Origin of the sequence: Streptomyces caelestis (assembly GCF_001279005.1) — a bacterium.
In the GTDB taxonomy this organism is placed as follows: domain Bacteria; phylum Actinomycetota; class Actinomycetes; order Streptomycetales; family Streptomycetaceae; genus Streptomyces; species Streptomyces heliomycini.
In genome coordinates this window covers 1-22,249 of the sequence record NZ_LGCN01000233.1, presented here as the reverse complement: position 1 = coordinate 22,249, position 22,249 = coordinate 1, and the positions used below count along the sequence as shown (strand labels likewise).

General features: G+C 70.8%; 24 protein-coding genes and 3 pseudogenes. 14 read left to right on the top strand and 13 right to left on the bottom strand.

Features of this window, described 5'->3' with window-relative positions; all coding sequences use genetic code 11:
• The first annotated feature begins 136 nt into the window (after positions 1-136).
• The gene (locus ADK41_RS30595; protein WP_158717724.1) at positions 137-715 is read left to right on the top strand and encodes a DUF6461 domain-containing protein; all 579 of its coding nucleotides are present in this window, start codon (positions 137-139) and stop codon (positions 713-715) included.
• 36 nt (positions 716-751) lie between these two features.
• On the opposite strand, the pseudogene ADK41_RS30590 reads toward ADK41_RS30595, so the two are convergent.
• A pseudogene (locus tag ADK41_RS30590) lies at positions 752-2,189 on the bottom strand (NF041680 family putative transposase).
• A 167-nt stretch (positions 2,190-2,356) separates the two neighbouring features.
• Here ADK41_RS30590 and ADK41_RS30585 point away from each other — a divergent pair.
• On the top strand, positions 2,357-2,698 hold the full coding sequence (locus tag ADK41_RS30585; protein WP_030835797.1) for a hypothetical protein: 342 nt from the start codon (positions 2,357-2,359) through the stop codon (positions 2,696-2,698).
• 227 nt (positions 2,699-2,925) lie between these two features.
• Here ADK41_RS30585 and ADK41_RS43550 read toward each other — a convergent pair whose 3' ends face one another.
• From ADK41_RS43550 to ADK41_RS42280, 7 genes are all read right to left on the bottom strand, one after another.
• Complete coding sequence (locus ADK41_RS43550; protein ID WP_078662194.1) at positions 2,926-3,351, bottom strand: integrase core domain-containing protein; 426 nt, start codon at positions 3,349-3,351, stop codon at positions 2,926-2,928.
• Between the two features lie 720 nt (positions 3,352-4,071).
• Positions 4,072-4,641: a hypothetical protein gene (locus ADK41_RS30575; protein WP_030835794.1), complete on the bottom strand. Its 570-nt coding sequence runs from the start codon at positions 4,639-4,641 to the stop codon at positions 4,072-4,074.
• Entirely contained in the window at positions 4,641-6,026 is a 1,386-nt protein-coding gene (locus tag ADK41_RS30570) for a hypothetical protein (RefSeq protein WP_030835791.1), read from the bottom strand. The genes ADK41_RS30575 and ADK41_RS30570 overlap by 1 nt, the downstream gene beginning before the upstream one ends.
• On the bottom strand, positions 6,023-6,850 hold the full coding sequence (locus tag ADK41_RS30565) for an ABC transporter ATP-binding protein (protein WP_106979602.1): 828 nt from the start codon (positions 6,848-6,850) through the stop codon (positions 6,023-6,025). The genes ADK41_RS30570 and ADK41_RS30565 overlap by 4 nt, the downstream gene beginning before the upstream one ends.
• Positions 6,851-6,906: 56 nt before the next feature.
• A complete protein-coding gene (locus ADK41_RS30560) occupies positions 6,907-7,758 on the bottom strand; it encodes a zf-HC2 domain-containing protein (RefSeq protein ID WP_030835785.1) in 852 nt (283 codons plus the stop codon).
• Entirely contained in the window at positions 7,755-8,312 is a 558-nt protein-coding gene (locus ADK41_RS30555; RefSeq protein WP_030835782.1) for an RNA polymerase sigma factor, read from the bottom strand. The genes ADK41_RS30560 and ADK41_RS30555 overlap by 4 nt, the downstream gene beginning before the upstream one ends.
• Before the next feature lie 122 nt (positions 8,313-8,434).
• Positions 8,435-8,596 carry a hypothetical protein gene (locus tag ADK41_RS42280; RefSeq protein WP_167353499.1) on the bottom strand — a complete coding sequence of 54 codons (162 nt, stop codon included), beginning with the start codon at positions 8,594-8,596 and terminating at the stop codon, positions 8,435-8,437.
• 126 nt (positions 8,597-8,722) lie between these two features.
• Between ADK41_RS42280 and ADK41_RS40015 the strand changes: the two genes are divergently transcribed.
• The 4 genes from ADK41_RS40015 (at position 8,723) to ADK41_RS30545 (ending at position 10,164) form a co-directional block, all read left to right on the top strand.
• Positions 8,723-8,875, top strand: a complete 153-nt coding sequence (locus ADK41_RS40015; protein WP_234319119.1) for a hypothetical protein — start codon at positions 8,723-8,725, stop codon at positions 8,873-8,875.
• 67 nt (positions 8,876-8,942) lie between these two features.
• A complete protein-coding gene (locus ADK41_RS30550) occupies positions 8,943-9,251 on the top strand; it encodes a transposase (RefSeq protein ID WP_030835779.1) in 309 nt (102 codons plus the stop codon).
• Positions 9,248-9,649: an IS3 family transposase gene (locus ADK41_RS41250; RefSeq protein ID WP_106979601.1), complete on the top strand. Its 402-nt coding sequence runs from the start codon at positions 9,248-9,250 to the stop codon at positions 9,647-9,649. Before ADK41_RS30550 ends, ADK41_RS41250 begins: the two co-directional genes overlap by 4 nt.
• Positions 9,580-10,164, top strand: a complete 585-nt coding sequence (locus tag ADK41_RS30545; protein WP_234319132.1) for an IS3 family transposase — start codon at positions 9,580-9,582, stop codon at positions 10,162-10,164. Before ADK41_RS41250 ends, ADK41_RS30545 begins: the two co-directional genes overlap by 70 nt.
• 287 nt (positions 10,165-10,451) lie before the next feature.
• On the opposite strand, the gene ADK41_RS30540 is transcribed toward ADK41_RS30545, so the two are convergent.
• Positions 10,452-11,768, bottom strand: coding sequence for a phytase (locus ADK41_RS30540; RefSeq protein ID WP_030835776.1), 1,317 nt, complete (start codon positions 11,766-11,768; stop codon positions 10,452-10,454).
• Positions 11,769-12,439: 671 nt separating this feature from the next.
• Between ADK41_RS30540 and ADK41_RS30530 the strand changes: the two genes are divergently transcribed.
• Together ADK41_RS30530 and ADK41_RS30525 are read left to right on the top strand one after the other, a co-directional pair.
• A complete protein-coding gene (locus ADK41_RS30530; protein WP_030835771.1) occupies positions 12,440-13,717 on the top strand; it encodes an IS701 family transposase in 1,278 nt (425 codons plus the stop codon).
• A gap of 182 nt (positions 13,718-13,899) precedes the next feature.
• Positions 13,900-15,018 carry an IS630 family transposase gene (locus ADK41_RS30525; protein ID WP_030835768.1) on the top strand — a complete coding sequence of 373 codons (1,119 nt, stop codon included), beginning with the start codon at positions 13,900-13,902 and terminating at the stop codon, positions 15,016-15,018.
• A gap of 9 nt (positions 15,019-15,027) precedes the next feature.
• Here ADK41_RS30525 and ADK41_RS30520 read toward each other — a convergent pair whose 3' ends face one another.
• The gene (locus tag ADK41_RS30520) at positions 15,028-15,372 is read right to left on the bottom strand and encodes a type II toxin-antitoxin system PemK/MazF family toxin (RefSeq protein ID WP_030835765.1); all 345 of its coding nucleotides are present in this window, start codon (positions 15,370-15,372) and stop codon (positions 15,028-15,030) included.
• Between the two features lie 179 nt (positions 15,373-15,551).
• On the opposite strand from ADK41_RS30520, the gene ADK41_RS40010 reads away from it, so the two are divergent.
• Positions 15,552-16,381 (top strand): IS5 family transposase gene (locus tag ADK41_RS40010; protein WP_380956560.1). Its coding sequence is split into 2 segments (ribosomal slippage): positions 15,552-15,902 and positions 15,905-16,381, totalling 828 coding nucleotides; the frame shifts between segments, so codons are not numbered across the junction.
• Positions 16,382-16,406: 25 nt separating this feature from the next.
• On the opposite strand, the gene ADK41_RS30505 is transcribed toward ADK41_RS40010, so the two are convergent.
• The gene (locus ADK41_RS30505; protein WP_030835756.1) at positions 16,407-16,712 is read right to left on the bottom strand and encodes a DUF7677 family protein; all 306 of its coding nucleotides are present in this window, start codon (positions 16,710-16,712) and stop codon (positions 16,407-16,409) included.
• 62 nt (positions 16,713-16,774) lie between these two features.
• On the opposite strand from ADK41_RS30505, the gene ADK41_RS30500 reads away from it, so the two are divergent.
• The 3 genes from ADK41_RS30500 to ADK41_RS30490 all read left to right on the top strand — a co-directional run bounded on the left by ADK41_RS30500 (position 16,775) and on the right by ADK41_RS30490 (position 19,988).
• Entirely contained in the window at positions 16,775-17,593 is an 819-nt protein-coding gene (locus tag ADK41_RS30500; RefSeq protein ID WP_051843604.1) for an IS3 family transposase, read from the top strand.
• A 332-nt stretch (positions 17,594-17,925) separates the two neighbouring features.
• Positions 17,926-18,966 carry a tetratricopeptide repeat protein gene (locus tag ADK41_RS30495; protein WP_030835750.1) on the top strand — a complete coding sequence of 347 codons (1,041 nt, stop codon included), beginning with the start codon at positions 17,926-17,928 and terminating at the stop codon, positions 18,964-18,966.
• 2 nt (positions 18,967-18,968) lie between these two features.
• On the top strand, positions 18,969-19,988 hold the full coding sequence (locus ADK41_RS30490; protein ID WP_030835747.1) for a polyprenyl synthetase family protein: 1,020 nt from the start codon (positions 18,969-18,971) through the stop codon (positions 19,986-19,988).
• 34 nt (positions 19,989-20,022) lie between these two features.
• On the opposite strand, the pseudogene ADK41_RS30485 reads toward ADK41_RS30490, so the two are convergent.
• Positions 20,023-20,960, bottom strand: a pseudogene (locus ADK41_RS30485) (alginate lyase family protein); the annotation flags it as partial.
• Here ADK41_RS30485 and ADK41_RS43545 point away from each other — a divergent pair.
• Positions 20,853-21,245, top strand: coding sequence for a hypothetical protein (locus ADK41_RS43545; protein WP_167353497.1), 393 nt, complete (start codon positions 20,853-20,855; stop codon positions 21,243-21,245). The pseudogene ADK41_RS30485 and the gene ADK41_RS43545 overlap by 108 nt on opposite strands.
• Here ADK41_RS43545 and ADK41_RS41845 read toward each other — a convergent pair.
• Positions 21,134-21,640 carry a hypothetical protein gene (locus ADK41_RS41845; RefSeq protein ID WP_158717723.1) on the bottom strand — a complete coding sequence of 169 codons (507 nt, stop codon included), beginning with the start codon at positions 21,638-21,640 and terminating at the stop codon, positions 21,134-21,136. The genes ADK41_RS43545 and ADK41_RS41845 overlap by 112 nt on opposite strands.
• A 167-nt stretch (positions 21,641-21,807) precedes the next feature.
• On the opposite strand from ADK41_RS41845, the pseudogene ADK41_RS30475 reads away from it, so the two are divergent.
• Positions 21,808-22,249 (top strand): annotated as a pseudogene (locus ADK41_RS30475) (helicase associated domain-containing protein); the annotation flags it as partial.

The window sequence follows — 22,249 nt, the reverse complement described above, 5'->3', positions numbered from 1 at the left end:
GGCCGCCACCCGCACGTTCCGAGACCGGTTGAGATACAGCTTTGGATGACGTCAGCGTTCGTCACCGGGAATTCAAGCGTGTGTCGTAGTGTCGGCGGCCGCCAGACGGATACTGACCGGGAAGGCTCGGGCCATCATGGCTTCCACGTTGTTCGATGTGCTGGGGGACGAGTGGTTCTGTATGGCCGCGGTCCGAGGTCTGGGGGAGGCTGACGTATTGGCCCGGCTGGGCGCCGCCGGCCTGGATCCGCTGCCCCGGTGTCCCATCGACGGTGTGGCTGAGCACTTCAGCCCGGACAGCTGGGCGGTGCGGGTCTACTGCCCGGACGGGTCGAGGTGGGCGTATGTGCTCGATGCGTTCCCGCAGGTGGGTGTCCCGTTCAGGAAGCCGGTGCTCAAGGAGCTGTCCAGGGGCACGGAAGCGGTGTCCGTGTGGCAGCTTCTCGCTGGCGCCACTCGTGTGGCGCACGCCCGTGACGGGGAGATCCTCGCCCTGTTCGACTCGGGGAGGTTCGATCCGGCGTCCGGAAAGGAACCGGACCGGCTCAACCGGGCCCTGGAACGGGCCGGCTCCTTCCTGGACGAGCCGGACGACGACTTCTCCGACCCGGCTGCCGCGCTGGAGGCGGTGGAGAGCGAGTTCGGCCTGACGGTGGACCCGCGGGAAGTGGCGGGGCCGCTGCCGACGGTCGTCGTTCCCGTACGGGCCGACTGACCAGCCGGCAGCGGCTGCCGTCGGCTGGCTTGATCTTTAACCTGTGCGCCGGGGCCGTGGGGTCGTCGACTTCTTCGTTTGTCGTCGCGTCGGCTGTGTTTTGCGCGGTGTGTGCACGTCGTGGCGGGGTGTGGGCCGGGTGTTCTTGCGGCCTGGTGGTCGTCCGGGGCCGGGCCGGCAGGGTTTCGGTGCCTGGGCCGGGCAGGCGGTCGCTGGGCGGACGCGGGCGTGGGTGAGCCTGTCCGGCGGGCTGGGTTTCTCCCAGGGCCGGCGCCGATCGGCTGCCAGGGGCCGGGTAAGCCGCAACTGGGTGTAGGCGGCGATGATCAGCCAGGTCCATCGGTCGGCCGCCTGGCGAATGCGGATCTTCGGTGCGGTCCAGCCCAGGGTCTGCTTGAACAGACGGAAGGTGTGCTCGATGTCGAAGCGTCGCAGATAGGCCTGCCAGAGACGGTCGGCGTCGGCTTCGGTGGCATCGGTGCCCGACCACCACAGCCAGACCGGCTTGGGGGTGGCTCCGCTGGGCAGGTGGTCGATGTCCAGGCGGATCACCGTGCCCTCGACGATGGGGAGGGTGCCGTCGGCTGCGGCCCAGGAGGAGCGGTGAGTCAGCTTGGGATACAGCCGGTTCCAGGAGCGGGCCAGGGCGGTGCCGTAGAGCCGGGTGTCGGTGACGGTCTCGGTGTCCGGGGTGCCCCAGGTGTCGGGCCGGCCGAAGACGAACTCGCCGCCGTGGCGGGGCGGGCGGCCCAGCGCGCCCGGTCGGCGGGGCGTGACGGCCCTGCGCAGGACGCGGTCCGACCGCATCCGGGTCAGCACCTGCACGGGCAGGTCCCGCAGGAGGTGAGCCAGACGGGGTGCGTCGTAGCCGGCGTCCGCGATGACGAGGACGTCGGGGTCGCCCGTCTGCCACTGACCTGCCGTGATCAGGCGCTGGAGCAGCTCACCCAACTGCTGGGCGGTGGCGGTCGCGGTGTCGTCCCCGGGGGCCAGACGCAGCGCGTCCAGCGGTGCGGTCCACGAGCTGCGGCCGGGCTCGAGCGCGCAGACGATGGAGTAGGGCCAGCCGGGGACGGGGATGTGCTGGTCCTTGCCGCGGCCGTAGGTGTGGCACAGGATCCGCTGCGGCGAGGTGTGAGCGCCCGGCCGCAGCCAGCAGGGTGATGTCGATGGCCAGGACCAGTCGGCCGTCGGCAGCTCGCGGCAGGGGCGCTTCGGCCAGGGCCCGCCGCAGCCGGCCGGTGTCGATTTCTCCGTGGGCCACCGCCGCATAAAGCCCTCCGTGACCGCAGCGGTGTTCGCCCACCAGCGACAGCTCGGCCAGCGACCTGACCGGCCCGTCGCCGCACAGAACGGCGTCGGCCAGCTCGAACAACGCATCCGAACGAGCGGTGAGACAGGAGCAGAACTCGCCCCGGAAGCGTGACAGTTGCGTCAAAGCCTCTTGCCGGACGTCGCGTTGCAGCAGACTCATCCTCACGGCCTTCGTGCTGGACGTGTGTGTTCCTTGGCCGGAGCACATGTTCAGACGAAGGCCGCCTCGCTGTACGGCGGTTACCGAACCGAGTGATCAAGTTCGACGCACCATTCGACCCCGTGGGTCAAGGGCGAAGTGAGAGATGGCCGCGACATAATCTGGACATGGGGATCGATCTGCAGTTGCACGACGGCCGTCCGTTCTGGCCCAGTCGCCGGTCCAAGCGCAGAGCCACTCTGATCCGGCAGACTCACGAACCCGGCGAGGCACTGGCTCAGCTGATCGTCAAGCTTCCCCGCAACACATCGGGCAAGCTCTGGACGGTCGACCCGTACAACGACACGATCTTCAACGAGCATGAGGCCGAGGCCGCACTTCGCGAGATCCCAGATCTTCTGGAGTGTTGCACCGATGACTCCGAAGCTGAAGCGATTCGCGCCCTCGCCGCCTACTTGGAAGCCTGTGCCGCGACTCCTGGCAGCTACTTGGCCTTTGCCGGGGACTAGCCAGGCCACCCCCAGAGGTTAAATCCCAAGCTAGGCCCGCCTCCCCGAGGCGTGAGTCCGGGACAATGCCGGGCGGCAGGCCATCGTCATCCTGATCCACGTCGTCACCGCGCCGCGCACCAGGACGAGAAAGGCACGGTATGAGCACCGGGCAACACGACGCGGACGCACACGGCCAGGATGTGGCCCGCATCGGCCTGTGCCGCTCGAGAAGTCATCGTCGCCGGTCAAGCGATACAGCAGTACTCGCTGATCACGCCGCCGAGGATCTGGGTCCGCGGCACTCGGCGGGAGTTGAGGTCGTGCACGGTGGCATCGGGCCGTTCCTTGGCATCAGGCGGTAGCTGCTGACGGGCTCGGTGAGGCCGGTGGGCGTTGTAGTGCCGCCGGTAGACGGCCAGGACCTGGCGGGCGTGGGCCTCGTTCACGATCAGGACATGGTCGGGCATCTCGCGCCGGATGCCGCCGATGCTCCTCTCGCAGTGGGCGTTCATCCGAGGAGCCCGCGGGGCACTCAAGATCACCTCCAGCTCCTCGGCCTCGAAGACCGCGTCGAACGCCGCACCGTCCCTGCCGTCGCGCTCACGCAGCAGGAACCGCAGAGACTCCCTGCGCATGCCCAGGTCGGCGGCGGGATTCCGCGCCTGTCGCACGGCTCACTTCCGGGTGGGCTGGGCGGTGACTTTGGTGATGTGCAGGCGCCTCGTGCCGAGCGCGGTGTCGAAGTGGAAGAAGTCCGCCGCGATGATCCCCTCGGCCCGGGCGGCCAGGAACTCGCGCCGGGTGGGACCGGCACGACGCGGCGCCGGGTCGTGCCCGCGGCGTCGAGGATCCCCCAGACCGTCGAGGCAGCGATCCGATGCCCGAGCCGGGCCGACTCCCCTTGGACCCGCCTGTGCCCCCACCGCGGGTTCTCCTGGGCCGGCCGCAGAACAAGCGTCTTGATCGCCCCTCGGGTGGGCGAGCGTCCGGTGCGTCGGCGTGCGGTGCAATCCCACTGGGCAGCGATGAACCCGCGGCGCCGGGCGAGCAAGGCGCCCTGGGGTGACCGGGAAGACCCCGCGCCCACGTCACCGGGGTACCTAGCCCGCGGAGGACAGCGAACCAGAACCGGTCGGCCCGCCCGTAGCGGACCGGGCCGGCAATCCGCCGGCGCAGGACTGCGTTCTCATGCCGCAACACGAGCAACCCGGCGCCCTTCGCGGTGTCACCGCGCAGCAGCACCGACAGGACGGACAACAGCCTCCGGACCACCCTGTACAGCAGAGACACGATCACGCGGACATGACCCCAGGACCGAATCACACCACTCCCACCTGCACCGGTGACCTTTCGAACGACACACGGTTCCGGAGTCCGTTCGAGGACGGACGCTAACGTCTGGGTCCGACCGCGGCGTACGCCGCGGTGCCGGCCACAGCCAGCGCCAGGGCGGTCCCGGTGGCGGCCGCCGCCTCCGGCGGCCGCAGCATCCAGGCCAGCACCTCGGCCGCCCACCCCGACGGGAGCGGGGTGAACATGACCAGCGCCAGCCAGCCCAGCGGCAGCGTCCATGCGTACGCCGCCCCGCACAGCACCGCTCCGGCAGCGGCTAAGCCCGCCATGCCCACGCCGTTGCGCAGGAGGAGGCCCGCGGACCCCACGTCCGGCCCCGCCGCCCGTACCGCCAGCAGCGACCCCGCCGCGACCGCGCCGACCAGCAGCACATGCACCGCGCGCCGGGGCACCCAGCGGACGGCCGCCGTACGGTCCAGCGCGACGTCCTGTCCGCCGAGCCCCACCGAGGCCGCCGTCACGGCCGCCGTGAGGGCGAGCACCGCCAGCCGCGGGTCGGCGGGCCCGCCGTCCCGGGCGAGGAACCACACCGCCAGGGCCGCGGCCAGCACCGCCGCCGCCGATGCGGGTACCTGCCGGGACCGCGCATACAGCACCAGCCACCTCATCAGAACGCCTCACCCGTCAGCACACCGCGCCGGTCCTTGATGTCACAGGCGAGCGTGGCGGTGCGCAGGTCGGTGACCCAGGCGCGCTGCTCCGCCGGCGGCAGCTCCGCCAGCCGGTCCCACGCGGCCTCGGCGTCCTCCCGCTCTCCCGGGAGGCCGTCAACGCCTGCCCAGTCCATCGGCTGGAAGTCGCCGAGCGCCCAGGCCGCAGTGACGCTCTGCGCGGTCTCCTTCATCCCGAAGCCGCCTACCCAGGAGGAGCGCTCGGTGCAGTTCGGCGCCAGTCCCTGGCCGACCAGGGCCCGGGTCAGCTGGTCCCCCTCCGCCCGGGCGATCACCGGATCGTCGAAGTCGAAGAGCACCGTCGTTTCCGAGAGCTCCCGGCTGCCCATGAACCCCTTGCGCAGCGTGGTCTCCTCTCGCACCGCGTCCGGCGCCTCCTCGCCCAGGGCCTCCCGCAGCACGCGCAGCGCTTCCTTGCCGTGCGGCGCGAGGGCCGCCAGGCGGTCCCGGTGCATCTCCGTCACACAGACCGGGCCGTCGCACACCAGTTCCACGGCGGCCTCGTCGACTACGTACGTATCCCGCGTCTCGGCGGGGAGAACCAGCAGGGCGAGCACCGCGCCCGCCAGGACGGGTGCCAGGGCGAGCAGCCGGGCGCGCGCCGAGGCGGCGGCCAGCAGGGCGAAGCCGGTGGCGAGCATACCCAGCAGCCACAGGGTCTGGCCGAGGTGCACGGAGGAGGCGAGGGTGAGCAGCTCCTCGCGGGGCAGTGCCACCGCCGGTGCCAGCTGCGCCAGTACGTTCGGCGCGTTGCCCGTCGGCAGCGCCGCATCGACGGACTGCTGCAGCAGGACGGTCATCACGAAGGCGGCCACCGCCGTCAGCGGCGGGGTGAGCACGGACGGCAGCGCACTCGCCACGCCCATGCCGAGCAGCGCCCCCGCGGCCAGGGCCAGCACCGCGACCAGCACGATCGGCAGCCAGCCCAGAGGGACGTAGATCGTCTCGCCCAGCAGTACGTGGGCCGCGCCCGTGGCGGTGAGGAGGAGGAAGGCCGAGGCCAGTGCGAGGGCCGAGGCCGCCGCCGGGGCCGCCGCGCGCTGCCAGGCGGGCCGCGGCACCGTCGCCATCAGCTCGGTCACCCGGGAGCGGGAGTCGCGCAGCCCCTGCAGGGCGCCGAACCCCACCGCGACGGGCCACATGTAGTAGAGCAGGCCGCGGACGGTCAGGGCCATGGTCGTCCACTGGGCCGTCCAGTCCGCGGTGCTCTCCCCGGGGCCGAGGATCAGGTATAGGAAGAGCAAGCCAGTGACCAGGACGGTGAGGCCGGCCCAGGGGGCGACGGAACGCTTCAGTTCGGTGCGCAGGACGCGGAGGTTCACCAAGCGCCCCTCTCCCGTGCGGGCGCGGAGCTGGCGGCACGGTCGGCCAGCAGTGCCGAGTAGCCGCGCTCCAGCGGGCTGTCGCCCGGGTGGTCCTCGCCGCCCGCTGCGGCCAGCTCCTTCGGGGTGCCCTGGAAGACCAGCCGCCCCTCGGCGAACAGCACCACATCGCTGCAGGCCGCGCCGACGTCCTCCACCAGGTGCGTGGAGACGACCACGCAGGTGTCCGCGCCCAGCTCCTGCAGCAGCTCGCGGAAGCGCAGCCGCTGCGCGGGGTCCAGGCCGACCGTCGGCTCGTCCAGCAGCAACACTTCCGGGTCGTTGACGATGGCCTGGGCGATGCCGGCGCGCCGCACCATACCGCCCGAGAGTGCCTTCATCCGGTCGTCGGCGCGGTCGGCCAGGCCCACCCGCTCCACGGCCCGCTGGACGGCCGCCGGGATGTCCGCCTTGGGGACCTCCTTCAGCCAGGCCATGTACTCCACGAACTCTCGCACCGTGAAGCGCCTGTAGTAGCCGAACTCCTGCGGCAGGTAGCCAATCCGGCGACGCAGCGCACGGTGCTCGCCCAGGCCGCCTGCGGACTCGCCGAACAGCTCCAGGGTGCCCTCGGTCGGGCGCAGCACGGTGGCCAGCGCCTGAATCAGAGTCGTCTTGCCCGCGCCGTTGGGACCGAGGAGGCCGTGCACGCCCGTACCGAGGAACAGGTCGAGCCCGTCGACGGCCATCCGGCTCCGCCCGACGCGGATCTTCAGCCCGGCGGCCCGGATCTCATGGGCGTAGGTCCTCGGCGCGATCTCGGCCGCGCTCACTGCGCGTGTCATGCGCTGTTCCTTTCGAGTGGTCAGGGTCGTCAGGGTGGTCGAGGCGGTCAGGGTGCTTATCGGAAGAGCCGGGGTACTGCGGTGTACGCGCCCCGGCGGGCGATCACGACGCCGGTGCCGAGCGCCAGGAGCAGGCCCCACACGGGCAGGCCGCTGGCGTCCAGGGCGGCGGACTCGCTGCGGGTGACCAGGGACGGCGCCATGACCCCGGCCGCCCACACAGCGGCCAGCCCGAGCGCGGCGCGGGCGACTCCGAAGACACCGCCGAGCGCCAGGGAGGCGGAAGTCAGCGCGAGGCAGGGCAGCAGCCACTGCGCGGCCGACACGCCTGCGGGCCAGCCGGCGAGCAGCAGGACAGGAACGACCACGGCCAGCACGGACGCGGTGCGCCGCAGCACCAGGTACAGCCCGGCTCGCGGGGCCGCCGCCGTCAGCTCGTACGCCGGATCGAGCGCCCGCGACCAGGACGCGGCGACGCCCAGGAGCGGCAGCACCGGGGCGAGCAGCAGCAGCAGCGAGACCCCCTCGCCGAAGCCGGCGGGCTCGGTCACGTCCAACGCCATCGCGATGAGCACCACGCCCACGGTCATGGCCAGCCACGGGGCCATGACCGGCGTCAGCCACGCCGACAGCCACACCGGCTGGCGCCGCCGGCGCCGCGCCGGTGCCGCGGCAGCCGTGCCCAGCTCCGGTTCCAGGCCGGACCAGACGGCCTCGACCAGCGAGGCGACGGCGGGTACCCCGCAGTCCACAGCGTCCGCGAGCCGCGCGCGGCACACGCCGCACGCCTCCAGGTGCGCCTCCAACGCCCACATCTCGTCGGCGGCGATGTCCGTGTCGCCGCGCGCGTATGCGCCGATCAGCTCCACCGACGCGTGCTCCGCGCGACCCGCGCTCTCTGCGTTCATGTCAGCGCCTTCCGCATCGCGATCCGGGCCCGGCGGGCACGGGTCTTGACCGTGCCCTCGGGCAGCCCGAGCAGGACGGCGGTCTCCCGGACGGACAGCCCGTCGAGCACCGTGGCCTGCAGTACCTCTCTGAGTTCCGGCGCCAGGCGGCGCAGCGCGTCGCCGACGTCATCGCCGACGCCCGCCGCGAGCGCCTCTTCCTCGGCTGCAGGCGCCATCAGCTGCGCGGCCGCGGCCGGCGGCGGCTCGGCATGGTGGGCCCGGCGCCGGAAGGCGTCGACAAGGCGGCGCGCCGCGATCGTCCACAGCCATCCGACGGCCGTGCCGCCCGCCGCACTGCCGGCGAACGCGCCCGCGGCGCGCCACACCGCCAGATACGTCTCCTGCATCACCTCGGCGACGATCTGCTCGTCGGAGCAGCGGCGGCGCAACCGCACCGCCATCCATGGCGACGTGCGCCGGTACAGCTCCTCGAACGCGCCGCGGTCGCCCTTGGCCACCAGGCGGACGAGGCGCTCCTCGTCCATCCCGTCGAGCGCTCTCCTATCTCGCATCACACCTCCCAGACGCCCGGCAGGGCCGACAGGTTTTCCTCCTGCCGTGATCTGCGTCACTGACAAGGACCGGTACGGCGTCCGGCCCGGCCGTGGCTGTGCCCTGCCCCGGCCGGGGCCACTCACTGGCCAGGGCACGGGCTCTGCGGGGCGCCGGCCCACTCGCGGGCGACGGCACAGGCGGAGTTCAGGTCGACCACCGCGACGGTGGACCAGTTGGCGCTGCCGTCCCAGCGCCGGGCGAAGTCGGCGACCCGGTAGGCCAGGACGTCGCAACGCTTCAAGGGCAGGCCAGCCCCGCGCGGCGGACCATCTCCGCCGGCTCCTGCGGAGCGGGTCAGCGGGGCCGGCCTGCTGGTTCGGGGTGGACCGCTCCACCATCACTCGCGCCGTCGGCGAGGTGCGGCCCCTTGCTCGCCGAGCGCGGCTGCGCCGTCAGTCCCGGTGTGCGGCTGTGGACCCTGGCCGAGGTCGTCGACCACCTCGGCAGCAGCGCGACGACCGGAATCATCGACGGCACCGAGATCCGGGCCCGGCGGCCGGCCACCGGGCGCAGGGACTGAGGTTCCCCCGAGATGCGGGGAGTAGTGACAGCAGGTCAGTTAGGACTCTCAGAGAGGAACCCTGCTGATGCCTGCCCCGAGGAAGTACCCGCTGGAGTTGCGTGAGCGTGCGGTGCGGATGTGCCGCACCGCGGAGCCGAAGCCCGTGATCCGCCGCATGGCCGAGGAGATCGGTGTGCATCACGAGGCCCTGCGCGGCTGGATCCGCCAGGCCGAGGCCGACGCCGGCGAACGCGACGACCTGCTCACCAACGACGAACGCACCGAGCTGGCCGCGCTGCGCAAGGAGAACACCCAGCTCAAGCGGTCGAACGAGATCCTGCGGACGGCCTCGGCTTTTTTCGCGGCACAGCTCGACCCGGCCCGGCCCAGGTGACCGCGCTCCTCGACGAGCACGAACACCTGGAGGTCGAGCCCACCCTCCGGGAACTGCACATCTCCTCCTCCACCTACTACCGGTGGCGCCGGGCGGAGAAGGAGCCGTGCGAACGGCGCCGCCGGGACACCGAGCTGGCCGGGCGGATCCAGCAGATCCACACCGCCTCCGGCGGCATCTACGGCTCGCCCCGCGTGCACGCCGTCCTGAAGCGCGAAGGCGTCCACGTCGGCCGCAAACGCGTTGAACGGCTCATGTGCCAGGCCGCCCTGGCCGGGATCAGTCCCGGCGGGGCAAGGGCTTCACCCGCCGCGATCCGGACGCGGAACTGGGCCCTGACCTGGTCAGGCGCGACTTCACCGCGAACGTGCCGAACCGGCTGTGGGTCACCGACCTGACCATGATCGCGACCGAGGAGGGCCCGCTGTGGCTGTCCGCGATCCGCGACGCGTTCTCCCGCCGGGTGGTGGCCTGGGAAGCCTCCGCCCGCGCGGACGCCGAGGTCCTGACCAGGCTGGAATATGCCCTGGCCAGCCGCGAAGTCGCCCCCGGCGAGCTCATTCACCACGCCGACCACGGCTGTCAGTACACGTCCGTGAAGCTCACAACACGTCTGATCAGAGCCGGGATCCAGGCGTCCATGGGCTCGGTCGGCGACTCGTACGACAACGCCCTGGCGGAGAACCTGTGGATGGTCGCCAAGACCGAGTGCATCCGCGGCCGCACCTTCGCCACCCGGGCCGAAGCGAACTTCACGCTCTTCGAGTACATCGACGGCTTCCACAACCCCCGCCGCATCCAGAAACGGCTCGGCTACCTCGGCCCGATCGAGTACGAGGAGAAGCACTACGCCATCCAGGCACCGACCGAACAAGTGAACCTGAAGCCACGTCAAACCTCCCTGACCAGCTAGTCAGCCACCCCCGCACAGCGGGGGAACCTCACGATGACTTTCGAGCGGCACACGAAGCAGGCGCGGGCAAGAATGAATGAAGGCCTTGCGGCCCCGGGTGCGATGGAGCGCGTGGTGGGGTCGGTGGGTTGACGACCCGGAACTCGTGTGGTCCGCGCACGGGTCGGCGTCGTAGCCCACGCCCGTACGTCGCTCACGCTGATCGCCTTCGTGGACGGCGGGAGGCTCGTGCAGGTCATGGGTGGCGGGCCGCCCGGGCGGAAGCCGGGCGGGCCGCCGGGTGAGGGTCAGTCGTCGAGGGCGTCCATGACCTTGTCGAGGTCGACGAACTTGAAGTTGGTCGCGTCCCGGTCGCCGTCGCCGGGGACGTCGTGTCCGTCCTGGACGACGAGGAGGCCGTTCGGGTACTTGGAACCGAGCGGGGCGTTCAGGACCGCGGCACCGTCGCACTCCTCGGAGCCGTCGAGGGTGTTGCTCGCGGCCGTGACCTGGAAGCCGCCCTCGTACTCGTTGGCGTCCTCCAGCTCTCGGTCGTAGGCGGCGAAGGTGTTGTCGCCCTGGCTGGAGACGAGGAGGTAGCCGTCGCCGTCGGACTCGGTGAGCAGCGTCAGGCCCTCGACGTCTGCGGAGATCTTCGTGCCGCCGTAGCCGGGGTCGGCGCCCGGTGTGCACTCCTCGGTCTCCTCGTCGTAGGCGCCGGGAATACCGTACTCGCGGACCTTGTCGATCAGTTTCGGCGTGCCGGTGAGGTCGGCGCGCAGGCGCCAGATGCCGATGTCCTCCTGGCCGGCGTAGAGCATGCCGTTGGTCGGGTCGACGACCATGCCTTCGACCTGCGGCAGCTCACCGGGCTCGCCGCACGGGGACCACGAGGTACCGTCGGGCAGCCGGAAGGTGGAGGGGAGGTCCAGGGTGCGGATCTTGCGGTACGTGACCTTGCCGCCTGCGGCCGGCAGCAGTTCCAGGAGAGCGATGCTGGTGCGCTCGCGGCGGCTGACCAGGGCGTAGGACTTCCCGGTCGCCGGGTCCGTCCAGGTCGCCAGGCCGTAGGCGGTCCGCTGGTCGTTGATCTCGGCCTGGTCCTGGGAGAACACGGGCGGCGAGGCGGGGTCGGTGACGTCTGTCAGCGGACCGCCGGCGCGGGCGCGGTCGATTCGGTAGAAACGCAGTCGGTCGTGGCCACGGTCGCTGGTGACGGCCAGGTCGGCCTTCCCCGAGGAGAGCCGCAGTCCATGGAGGAGGTCCACGTTGTTGAACCGGCCCGGGGCGTCGTCCTCGCCCACGGCGGGAGGCGCGGCTATCGACTGCACCAGTCGCGCGTCCAGGTCGTAGACGCGCAGACCGCCCTCCTTGGCGGTGGCGACGACAAGGCTGCGGTCAGGGACTGCGGCGTTGCGCCAGATGGCGGGGTCGTCCGCGTCGGCGTTGCCGCCTTCGTCGTCGTCGTGCAGCACCGGCGTCTCCGCGCGGGGGGTAATGGACGGCAGTGAATCGCCGGAGACGCGGTGGCGCCCCTCGGCCTGTGCCGGCATGGCCAGGGCCGCCGCTGTGAGGGCCGTGATCACGGCCAGCACGGCCGACCGGGCACTCGTGGAGCGAGTCACGCGGATCTCCTCTGAGAGGGGGTGAGTGGTCCTGCGAGAGAGTGGGCCCTCTTCGTGTCGGCACGGCAGCCACCGACCGACCGGTAACCCCGACCTCGCATGTACACGAGGTGAACGACGTGCCGGACAGCGGATCGTGTGTCGGGAAGGTCATCCTCGTCGGCCTGGGCGTGATCGGGATCGCGCCGGTCCTTTCGCCGGACCACGGGAGCGCCGTCACTCAGGCGTTCTGCACCGCTGTCGCATCGGCGGTGGCGCTGCGCCACATTAGGAAGGAGGGGGGTGGCACTCGGCTGGCCCTGAGAACGAGCGAGGTCCCCCGGCTGCGGCCGGGGGACCTTCGCGCGCGGTGGCTCCGGTCCAGCGCAAGGCGGTGGGCGCCCTACTTCTTCGGGTCATGCTCGCGGACGGTGCTGACGGGTACCGCTTGACGACGTTGTCGGCGACGGTCTTGTGCTGCGAAGAGAAGACGGTCTCCTCCCTAAACTGCTACGTCCGCAGGTCCACGGTGGTCGTGACCACCTCGAACTTCTTGTTCTGGCAGGCGCATCCCATCAACGGCCCTGCCCCAACTTATCGTCACCACCGAATGTGCGGCAGAGTCCGAGAAGTGAGCTAGTAGGACTCCGTTAGGTCTTTCTGTCGGTGGTGTTCAGCGGCATGGTGGGTGTGTGGACGCACATGAAGTGAACCGTGCTCGGGCGAAGTCGGCGTTACTCGTGGCTGATGTGTTCGCGTCGGTGCCGCACAAGGACCAGCGGGCCAAGGGCGACTGCTACCTGCGGGGGCTGATGGTGGACGGGCGGCGCAAGTCCTTCCAGGCCATGGCCGCTCGGCTGCCGGACGGCAACGAGCAGAACCTGCAGCAGTTCGTGAACCAGTCGACCCGGGATCCGGTGCCGGTCCGGCGGCGGATCGCGCAGCGGATGGTGCCGCTGATCGGCCCGGATGCCTGGGCGGTCGACGACGTGTCGTTTCCTAAGGACGGCCGGATGTCGGTCGCTGTCGCGCACCAGTACTGCGGGGCGTTGGGCAAGCAGGCGAACTGTCAGGTGGCGGTCAGCGTGCACGCGGTCACCGATGCCGCTTCCGTGCCGCTTCAGTGGCGGCTGTTCCTGCCCAGGGAGTGGGACGGCGACGCCGAACGCCGGCGCCGCTGCCGGGTGCCCGATGAGGTCGGGCACCGGGAGAAGCGGCGCCTGGCCCTGGACACCTTCGACGAGCCGGCCGGGTGGGGTCTGGTGCCGCCGGTGGTGGTGGCCGACGCCGGCTACGGGCAGAACGCCGACTTCCGCGACGGCCTGGACCAGCGGGGCATCGGCTGTGTCGTGGCCGTCCGTTCGGACGTGACCGTGCACCCGCACCACGCGCAGCCCACCGTCCCGGCGTGGTCCGGCAACGGGCGCAGGCCGCAGCCCCGCTACCGGGACAAGCCGTCTTCTGTGTCCGCTCTGGCCACAGGTCACGGGCGGCAGGCGTTCACCGAGGTGAGCTGGCGTGAAGGCTCCCGCGGGCCGATGCGCTCGCAGTTCCTGGCACTGCGGGTGCGGCCGGCCGGGGTCCGGTCCCGCCGCCTGGCTCAGGCCGCCGCCACCGCCGAACACGGCCCCTGGGACGGTGTCCTGCCCGAGGTCACGCTGCTGGCCCAATGGCCCGAAGGCGCCGAAGCACCCATCGACTACTGGCTGTCCAGCCTGCCCGCCGACACCCCGATCGCCGAACTGGTCCGCCTGGCCAAGGTCCGCCGGCGCATCGAACACGACTACCGCGAACTCAAGCACGGCCTCGGCCTGGACCACTTCGAGGGACGTTCCTGGGCCGGATGGCACCACCACGCCACCCTGGTCACCGCCGCCCACGCATTCCTCACCGAACAGCGACTGGCCCCAAAAGCCGCTACAGCGGACTCACCCTCTACCAGATCCTCGACATCCTCCAGGACCTGCTGAACTGCTGGACCGGCACCTGCACCACCTGCCACCGCCCCCTGCCAAGAACATCCGCCACCAGCCCAGACCCAAGAACCAGAGCAACCCAACGGAGTCCTACTAGTGCTGTGCCCGGGAACGTTTGCCGGGTTGCTCGTTGTGCTGGTCGGATGTGACGACTTCGACTGGCATGGGGAGGCGGGATGGTGTTACCGGTCAGGGTCCGTGGGCTGACCGAGCAGGAGGGGCAGAAGCTGCAGCAGATCGTTCGGAGGGGCAGCACCAGCTCGGTGCGGTTTCGGCGGACGATGATGGTGCTGGCCTCGGCCGGCGGCAGCACGGTCCCGGTGATCGCGCGGTTGGTCCAGGCGGACGAGGACACCGTCCGCGACGTGATCCACCGCTTCCACGAGATCGGGCTCGCATGCCTGGATCCTCGGTGGGCGGGAGGCCGTCCCCGCCTGCTGGATCGTGACGACGAGGACTTCGTCATCCAGACGGCCACCACCCGCCCAACCCTGTTGGGCAAGCCCTTCACCCGCTGGTCGGTCCGAAAGCTCGCCGACCACCTGCGGCGCAACATCTCCCGGCCAGTGCTGATCGGCCGGGAAGCCCTGTGCTGTCTGCTGGCCCGCCGGGGGATCTCCTTCCAGCGCACGAAGACCTGGAAGGAGCCCCCGGGCCAGGCCTTCGACGCCAAGCCCGCCAGGATCGAGTACGCGATCAACGAAAGACCAGACCGCACGTTCGCGTTCGACGGGTTCGGCCCCCTCGGCATCCGTCCCGTCGCCGGATCCTGCTGGGCCAAGCAGGGCAAACCGAACCGGCTGCCGGCCACCTTCCGCCGCACTCACGGGATCACCTACTTCCACGGCTGCTACTCGGTCGGCGACGACAAACTGTGGGGCGTCAACCGCAGACGCAAAGGCATCGACCACACCTGGGCAGCCCTGCGATCGATCCGGGCCACCCGTCCGGACGGCGGCCCCATCTACGTGATCCTCGACAACCTCTCCGCCCACCTGAACTGGAGAATCCGCAGGTGGGCGGCAAAGAACAAGGTCGAACTGTGCTTCACCCCGACCTACGCATCCTGGGCGAACCCCATCGAGGCCCACTTCGGGCCGCTGCGGCAGTTCACCCTGGCCAACTCGCATCATCCGAACCACACGATCCAGACCCGGGCCCTGCACGCCTACCTGCGCTGGCGGAACAAGAATGCCCGCCACCCTGACGTCCTGGCCGCCCAGCGCAAGGAACGCGCCCGCATCCGCAGCGAGAAGGGCCTTCGCTGGGGAGGCCGACCCCCGCTCGTTGCCTGACCAAGCAGCCTAGTGCGCCACCTGCTCGAGTCCACCGGCACGGAGGGCATCCTCGATCGCGCCGAGCTTCGCTGACGACAAAACTCCCACCTGCTCGGTCAGATCCTCCTGAGCCAGCGTGACCAGCCAAGTGCACGGGACAAGACCGGGACGTGGCAGCGCCACTCGAAGGACGCCCTCGAGAGGAAGCCCCTCGGGCGCCCCCACTGCCACCTCGACGGCCACACCGCTGATCTCGGCCCCCGCAGGAGCGACGACCTGCATCGCTCGGAACCCGGACGCTTCGTCTCCTGACAGCAGTACTACCGGCCGCCGCTCGTCAAAGTCCGCCAACCAGACCTCGCCGCGCTGCATGTGCCCTCCCGACGCAGGATCGCGGGGGAACCTTGCACGCCCCGGACCGAACACCTCATTGTCGGCCGTAATCCAACCAGTCCAGCGGTCGCAGCGGCCAGCGAACCCGGTGAACCTTCGCGGTCACAGCACTAGGCGGTGTCTTCAAATGATCTTGAATGATGGATCACGGTCGGGTGATACGTCGCCATGAACTGTCGGATGCCGAGTGGGAGTTCGTCCGGCCGCTGCTGCCCAAGTCGTTGCGGGGCAGGAAGCGGCTGGACGATCGCATGGTGCTCAACGGGATCGTGTGGAAGTTCCGGACGGGGGTGGCCTGGCGGGATGTGCCCGAACGGTACGGTCCGTGGGCCACGCTGCACACCCGATTCCGGCAGTGGGCTCTGGACGGTACGTTCGAGCGGATGCTGCAGGCCGCCCAGGCCAGGGCGGACGCGGCCGGGGACATCGACTGGCTCGTTTCGGTCGACTCCACCGTCGTCCGCGCCCACCAGCACGCCGCCGGGGCGCGAAAAGAGGGCTCCGCAGCCTCGCACTCGGACGTTCCCGAGGTGGCCTGACCAGCAAAATCCATCTGGCCTGCGACGGTGTCGGCCGTCCGCTCGCTTTCACGCTCACGGGCGGCAACACCAATGACTGCACCCAGTTCACTGCGGTGATGGAAGCGATACGGGTGCCCCGTGTCGGCCCGGGACGGCACCGAGTGCGGCCCTCCCACGTGCTGGGCGACAAAGGCTACAGTTCCCGGGCTATCCGAACCTGGCTGCGACGACGCAGCATCGGTCACACCATCCCCGAGCGGACCGACCAGGTCCGGAACCGGCTCCGGCGCGGCAGCCGCGGCGGGCGCCCACCGGCCTTCGACAAGCAGCGCTACAGGCAGCGCAACGTGGTGGAACGCTGCTTCAATCGACTGAAGCAGTGGCGCGGCATCGCTACTCGCTACGACAAGACCGCGGAGTCCTTCCAGGCAGCCGTCGCTCTCGCGTCGCTCCTGATGTGGGCGTGATGTTCCGACGGTGAGCGGCGGGTCATCAGAGATGGAGCTCCGTCTCCCAGTCCTCGAAGGGCGGCTCGACCCGATAGCCCGGGTCGCAGCACGCTCGAACCCACTGCGCGACCCGGTACTGCGCATCCCCGTCATTCAGCACCATGCCGTCGGCGTCGATTTGCAGCACATTGCCATGGATCGCGAAGACCTGTTCCAAGGAGGAGCCGGAGTGAAAAACGGTCGAGCGATAGTCGACCCCGTCGAGCAGGTCCAGGTCGAGGGTGCCGTTCGCCAAGTAGAAAGCGAAGAGCCGGAGCGAAGCGCGCACGTCGACAGAAAGATGTCCCACCAAGGCATCATGCGCAGCTTCCGCGCCATCTTGGCAAGATCATTTGAAGACACCGCCCAGGAGTGCCCCGTTCCACCTACTACGCGCACAGGGCGTCACGGCCGGCCCGGACGGTGCGGGAGCGGGCCGAGGAAGTGCCGGTGGGCGAGATCCGGGTGCTTCACGCCGGATCTCGCGGTGCCTACGGGGCTCCGCGGATCCACGCCGCCCTGCGGCGGTCCGGACGGGTGGTGAACTCCAAGAAGATCGAGCAACTGGTGCGCAAGCACCGGATCGCCGGGATCACCCGCCGCCGACGGCGGGGTCTGACCCGGCAGGCGAAGCGGGCGGTGTTCGCGCTCGACCTGATCGGCCGGGACTTCACCGCGCCCCGGCCCGGGATGCGGCTCGTCGGCGACATAACTGAACTCAGCATGCTGGAAGGGAAGTTGTATCTGGCGACCTGCATCGATCTCGCGACGCGGGAGGTGGTCGGCTGGGCGATGGCCGACCACCACCGCGCCGAGCTGCCGGTCGCTGCCCTGCGGATGGCGGCCGGGCGCGGCGGCCTGGAGCACGGTTGCATCATGCATACGGATCGCGGCAGCGAGTACACGAGTGACGAATTCCGCAGCGAAACAAGCAAGTTGCGCATGCGGCAGTCGATGGGGCGCGTCGGCTCTTGTTACGAGAATGCCGCCGCGGAAAGCTGGTTCGCCATCCTGAAAGCGGAGATCGGGACGACCATGTGGGAGACCCGCGAGGCCGCCCGGGCCGACGTTTTCCGCTACGTTGAGGCCGAGTACAACCGCAGCCGACTCCGTCGGCACCCCGAGTACGAGTACGTCACCCCGCTCGAAACGAGATCCTTGCTCAGGCAGAACCTCGTCCCGGCAGTGTAAACACTCGCTGTCCAGTTCGCGGGGGAAACTTCAACCGCATCATCGACATCGAGACGACGAGCAGCCGCTGACGCAGGACAGCGGGCGGTGGGCCTCCTCGCTCGCGGAGGAGGCCCACCGCCCGACTGGTGTGTGCGCTCGGTGTCGTCGCGCCTTTCGTCGATCAGCGGAGGCAACCCCGGACCGAGATCCTCCGTCTTGACGGACGACGAACGGGCCGCAGCCCTCTCTCCCCTCCTTCAGCAGAAGGGCTGACGGCCGCCGGACTATACACCCGACGTATACGTGATGTGCGTACAGAGGGGTCCGGGCCACCGAACGGAAAGGCTTCGATGTACGGCAAGGCATTCGCCCCGGAGTACCAGGGCGCCCTCACCACCCTGTCCGTCAACGCACCGCTGGCGGACGTGCTCGCGGCCGGCACCGAGCAGATGCAGGAGGCCGTACGGGCCGGACGGACCGCCGAGGCGGCGCGCACGGGCCTGGCGGTCGCCGAAGCGCACCGGCGCCTCGGGCAGGTACACGAGGCCGAGCGGGCCTGGAAGGCGAGTTACCGCACGGCCCGGGAGGCCGGAGACCTCGCGGGCATGGCCTGGGCGCTCTGGAGCGGCGGCACCCTGGCCCGCCAACGAGGCGCGTTCCCGCTGGCCCGCCGGCTGCTCGCACTCGCCGCCGGGCTCGGCGAGCAGGCGGGGGACGTCGTCGTCCGCGGGTACTCGCTGGCGGGTCTCGCCGAGACCGGCCGCATCCAGGGGGACTACGAGGCCGTGGGCCGGCTGCACGAGCAACTGCTCGACGAGGCCCGCAAGCGCGGGGAGGCCCGCCACACCGTCTGGGCGCTGGAGGGCATCGCCCAGATGCGGCGCAACACCGGCCAGTACGACAGCGCCCACGCACTGTTCGCCGAGGCGGCCGAGATATCCGCCCGCGCCGACGACCGGCGCGGGCACGCCTGGGCCCTGCGCGGCCTCGCCGACGTCGTCTCCGTGCGCGACGGCGACACCGAGCGGGCCCTGTCCCTGCTGTCGCAGGCCGAGGCCACGTGCAGGGAGATGAAACTGAAGAGCGCTCTCGCCTACAACCTCAAGATGCGGGGCAACGTCCTCTACCGCGCCGGGCGCTACGCCGAGGCGCGTGACCTGTACCGGGACGCGCTGGCGGAGTTCCGTGAGATGACCGAGCCGCGCGGTGAGACGCTGGCCCGGCTCGGGCTGGCCAAGGCACTGGCCCGACTGGGCTGTGACCGCGCCGCGACGGCGGCCGAACTCGCCGAACTCGCCCGTCTGACCGAGCGGATCGGACTGCGGCACGCCCGGGAGATGGTCGCCCGGGCCCAGGCGGAGTTCGTCCCGGACGGGGAGGTCTCCGCGTGACGGTGACGGCCGTACCGGCGGCACCGGCCCAGATCGTCGACCGGTGCGCGCGGTTGACCCGGCCGGCGTTGCGGGAGGCCGTCGGCCGACTGCACCCCTGGGTCGGTGAGATGGCCGCCTACTCCTTCGGCTGGTGCGACGTGGGCGGCGCGCCGGTCACCGCCCCCGGTGGCAAGGGCCTACGGCAGGCACTGGCCGTGCTCGGTGCGGAGATCGCCGGAGCGCCCCCGGAGACAGGGGTGCCCGCCGCCGTCGCGGTGGAACTGGTGCACACCTTCTCGCTCCTGCACGACGACATCATGGACGGCGACCCGGTGCGGCGGGGCCGTCCCGCCGTCTGGCGGGCGTACGGGACCGGCCCCGCCGTCCTCGCCGGCGACGCCCTCTTCGCGCTCGCCGTCGACACCCTCGCCACGTCCGTCGGCGGGATCGAGGGCGTACGGCTGCTGTCGGCGGCGCTGGGCGACCTGGTGCGCGGACAGGCCGACGACCTGCTGTTCGCGGGGCGCCCGTGGACCGGGCCACGCCGCGTGCGGAGCACGGAGTACCGGCGCATGGCCGAGGGCAAGACCGGTTCGCTGCTGGGCTGTTCGCTGGCCCTGGGGGCGCTGATCGCCGGCGCGTCCCCCGCCGTGGTGGCCGGCCTCGACCGGGCCGGCCGGCAGGCGGGGGTCGCCTTCCAGGTCGCGGACGACGTGCTGGGCACGTGGGGCGATCCCGCCGTCACCGGCAAGCCGGTGCACGGGGACCTGCGCGAGCGGAAGAAGACCCTGCCGGTGGTGTCCGCCCTGGAGAGCGGCAGCCCCGCCGCCCGTCGTCTCGCCGCTCTGCTCGAAGCGGACGGGGACGTGGCCAGGGCGGCGGAGCTGGCCGAGGAAGCGGGGGGACGCGCGGCGGCGCTCGCCGTGGCGCGGCGGTGCAGGGCCTCGGCGCTGTCGGAGCTCGACCGGATCCGGGCTCCCGCCCGGCCGGCCCGCGATCTGCGGGCGTTGCTGGACGGTGTGGTGGTGCGCAGCCAGTGACGAGGTTCGGGGCCCGGACGGCGGGCCCCGACGCTCATCCGGCGATCGAGTCCAGCTGCTCCGGCGCCGGGCGCAGCAGCCGCAGGTCGCCTCCCGGCGGCGCTTCCCAGGAAGCGAGGGCCTTACGGGCCCGGCTGTCTCCCGCGTCGGCGGCTGCGTGGACGACGTCGGTCGCGGCGTAGCGGTGGAACTCCAGCTCCGGGTGCGGCCAGGCGGCGGCCCCGGTGGCGGCGGGGAGCAGGTAGTCGACGGCCTGGAACAGGCTCTGTCCGCCCGGGCCCTCGTAGCCCCACAGGTCCACGCCCACGTGCTGGCCGATCGCGGCCAGCCGGGCGTGGGCGACCAGGGTGAAGGCGGAGTAGTGCCAGCTCCGGGTGCGGGCCAGCTCCTGGGGCTGGCTGCCGTCGGCGGCGATCTGCGGGATGATGCGTGTGGTCGCCGCCTGCCGGACGACGGTACGGCGTGCCAGGTCCTCGTCGCCGTCGCGTACGTGAGGGCCGCGAGCTGCATGTCGTAGAAGGTGCCGTGGTTGTCGGTGGCGGCGCTCTCCTGGTGGCCGAAGTCGCTGTCATGCAGCCAGCGCAGGAAGTCCTCGTTCCACCGGGTCATCGCGGCACGGTCCCCGGCGGACCAGCCGGGGGCGCCGGTGTCCAGGAGGGCGATCGCGTCGAGGACGCCGGTGTACGACTGGGAGAAGTCGATGATGCCGATGGCCCGGCCGTCGTACCGGCAGGGGATGAACTGCGCGTGGTCCAGGCGGGGGTTCATCGGGGTGGCCGGGTCCAGGAACCAGGTGCGCAGGACCTGGGACGCCTTGCGGGCGCAGCGGCTGTCGCCGGTGTAGTACCAGGCGAGGGAGAGGTCGTGGACGGAGTCGACGCCCTTCTCCAGGTCCTGGCGGTCGGTGCCGGTGTCCACCTCGGGGTTGCGCTGTTCGTCGCGCTGCACGTACGGGCAGCCCCAGGGGTTGTCGGTGCGGCGGCGGACATGCACGTGAGGGCCCTTGACCCCACAGCCCACCGCGCGCGAGGAGGCCAGCAGGTGCATATCGCCGCGGTGCAGACCGAGCGCCTCGCCGATCCGCAGACCGGTACAGGCCAGCAGCACGATCAGGAAGCGGTCCCGCGCTCTCAAGGCGATGGCGATCATGTGGCGGATCTGCTCGTCGCTGAGGTCTTCGTAACCCGGCTCAGCGATCCTGAACCGGAACGAGGCCGCCTGTGCCTCTCGCCGCTGGCCGAACTCGCCGTGTCGTAGCCGGGTGGAGTGAAGCGCAGCAGCTTCGGCTCCGACAGCAAGGCGGTCGTGGAGGCCGGCACCCAGCCGTGCGTAGCACCGAAGCGGAGGAACTCCGCCACCGCTGTCATCACCGCGTTCGCCGTCGCCCGGGAACGGAACCGAGCTGGCCCCGGCTGGGCCCTACTGCTGCGGGACGGCAAGGGCGCCTCGACGAGCCATTGCTGCAGCCCGGCAAGCCCGAGGAAGTCCGGCGTCATCCAGTTCAGCCGCCGCATCAGGCAGTAGTTCAGGTAGAGGGCGACTCTGCCGACGTAGACCCGCTCGGTGTTCGGCGAGCAGTCCCGAGCCCGCAGCGAAGCAAGATAGGCCACCGCCTCGGTCTGCAGACTGTAAGTCCGTGAATCGACCACCACCCACCGGGTCATCCCGGTTGCTGGAGAGACAGCCCGTTCCCTGTGTAGATACGTTCCACGTGCCGAACGCAACCACCACTCCCCCGCCCTCACCCCGAGATCGTCACGCAACCATTCCCGCAGGTGACAACCCAAACAAACATCGCTCACACTCGAACCACCCCTAGATAAAAGGCCTGCGCTCCCACGACGAGCGGCTGCTCGAGCAGCTTGCCTCCCGGGCCCTCAACAGTGGGCAGCGCAAGGTCCACGTCCGGCGCGATGGGGACGGGCGGATCGTCAGAGCCGACGGCGAGGTGGGCGAGGGCCAGGAGCACGACAGCGTCGACGCCGCGTCCGGGTCGGCCCTGCTGCGCTTCTCCACATCGCGCGACCCAGCGACCATCGCGGCGTTCCTGCGCACCCGGGTCTACCGGCCCGAGTCCCTGGTCTGGCTCGAGGGCTACCAAGCCCTGCTCCGCCGGCGGGAAGGAAACGGCATCACGGGCCTCTACGCCATCCCGTACGACACCGAGGTACAGGTCGGGGCGACGAAGTCCTTTCCGCTGGGCAGGTGGGTGCATCAGCAGCGCAAGGCGCTGCGGGCCGGGGAGCTGGAGCCGCGCCGCA

Bases quoted from the DNA above. Each gene is read 5' to 3' on its own strand.
- ADK41_RS30550 (WP_030835779.1), top strand. From the start codon at position 8,943: ATGCCTGCCCCGAGGAAGTACCCGCTGGAGTTGCGTGAGCGTGCGGTG.
- ADK41_RS30520 (WP_030835765.1), bottom strand. From the start codon at position 15,372: ATGCAGCGCGGCGAGGTCTGGTTGGCGGACTTTGACGAGCGGCGGCCG.
- ADK41_RS30575 (WP_030835794.1), bottom strand. From the start codon at position 4,641: ATGAGGTGGCTGGTGCTGTATGCGCGGTCCCGGCAGGTACCCGCATCG.
- ADK41_RS30565 (WP_106979602.1), bottom strand. From the start codon at position 6,850: ATGACACGCGCAGTGAGCGCGGCCGAGATCGCGCCGAGGACCTACGCC.
- ADK41_RS30560 (WP_030835785.1), bottom strand. From the start codon at position 7,758: ATGAACGCAGAGAGCGCGGGTCGCGCGGAGCACGCGTCGGTGGAGCTG.
- ADK41_RS30495 (WP_030835750.1), top strand. From the start codon at position 17,926: ATGTACGGCAAGGCATTCGCCCCGGAGTACCAGGGCGCCCTCACCACC.
- ADK41_RS30585 (WP_030835797.1), top strand. From the start codon at position 2,357: ATGGGGATCGATCTGCAGTTGCACGACGGCCGTCCGTTCTGGCCCAGT.
- ADK41_RS30525 (WP_030835768.1), top strand. From the start codon at position 13,900: ATGGTGTTACCGGTCAGGGTCCGTGGGCTGACCGAGCAGGAGGGGCAG.
- ADK41_RS30595 (WP_158717724.1), top strand. From the start codon at position 137: ATGGCTTCCACGTTGTTCGATGTGCTGGGGGACGAGTGGTTCTGTATG.
- ADK41_RS30555 (WP_030835782.1), bottom strand. From the start codon at position 8,312: ATGCGAGATAGGAGAGCGCTCGACGGGATGGACGAGGAGCGCCTCGTC.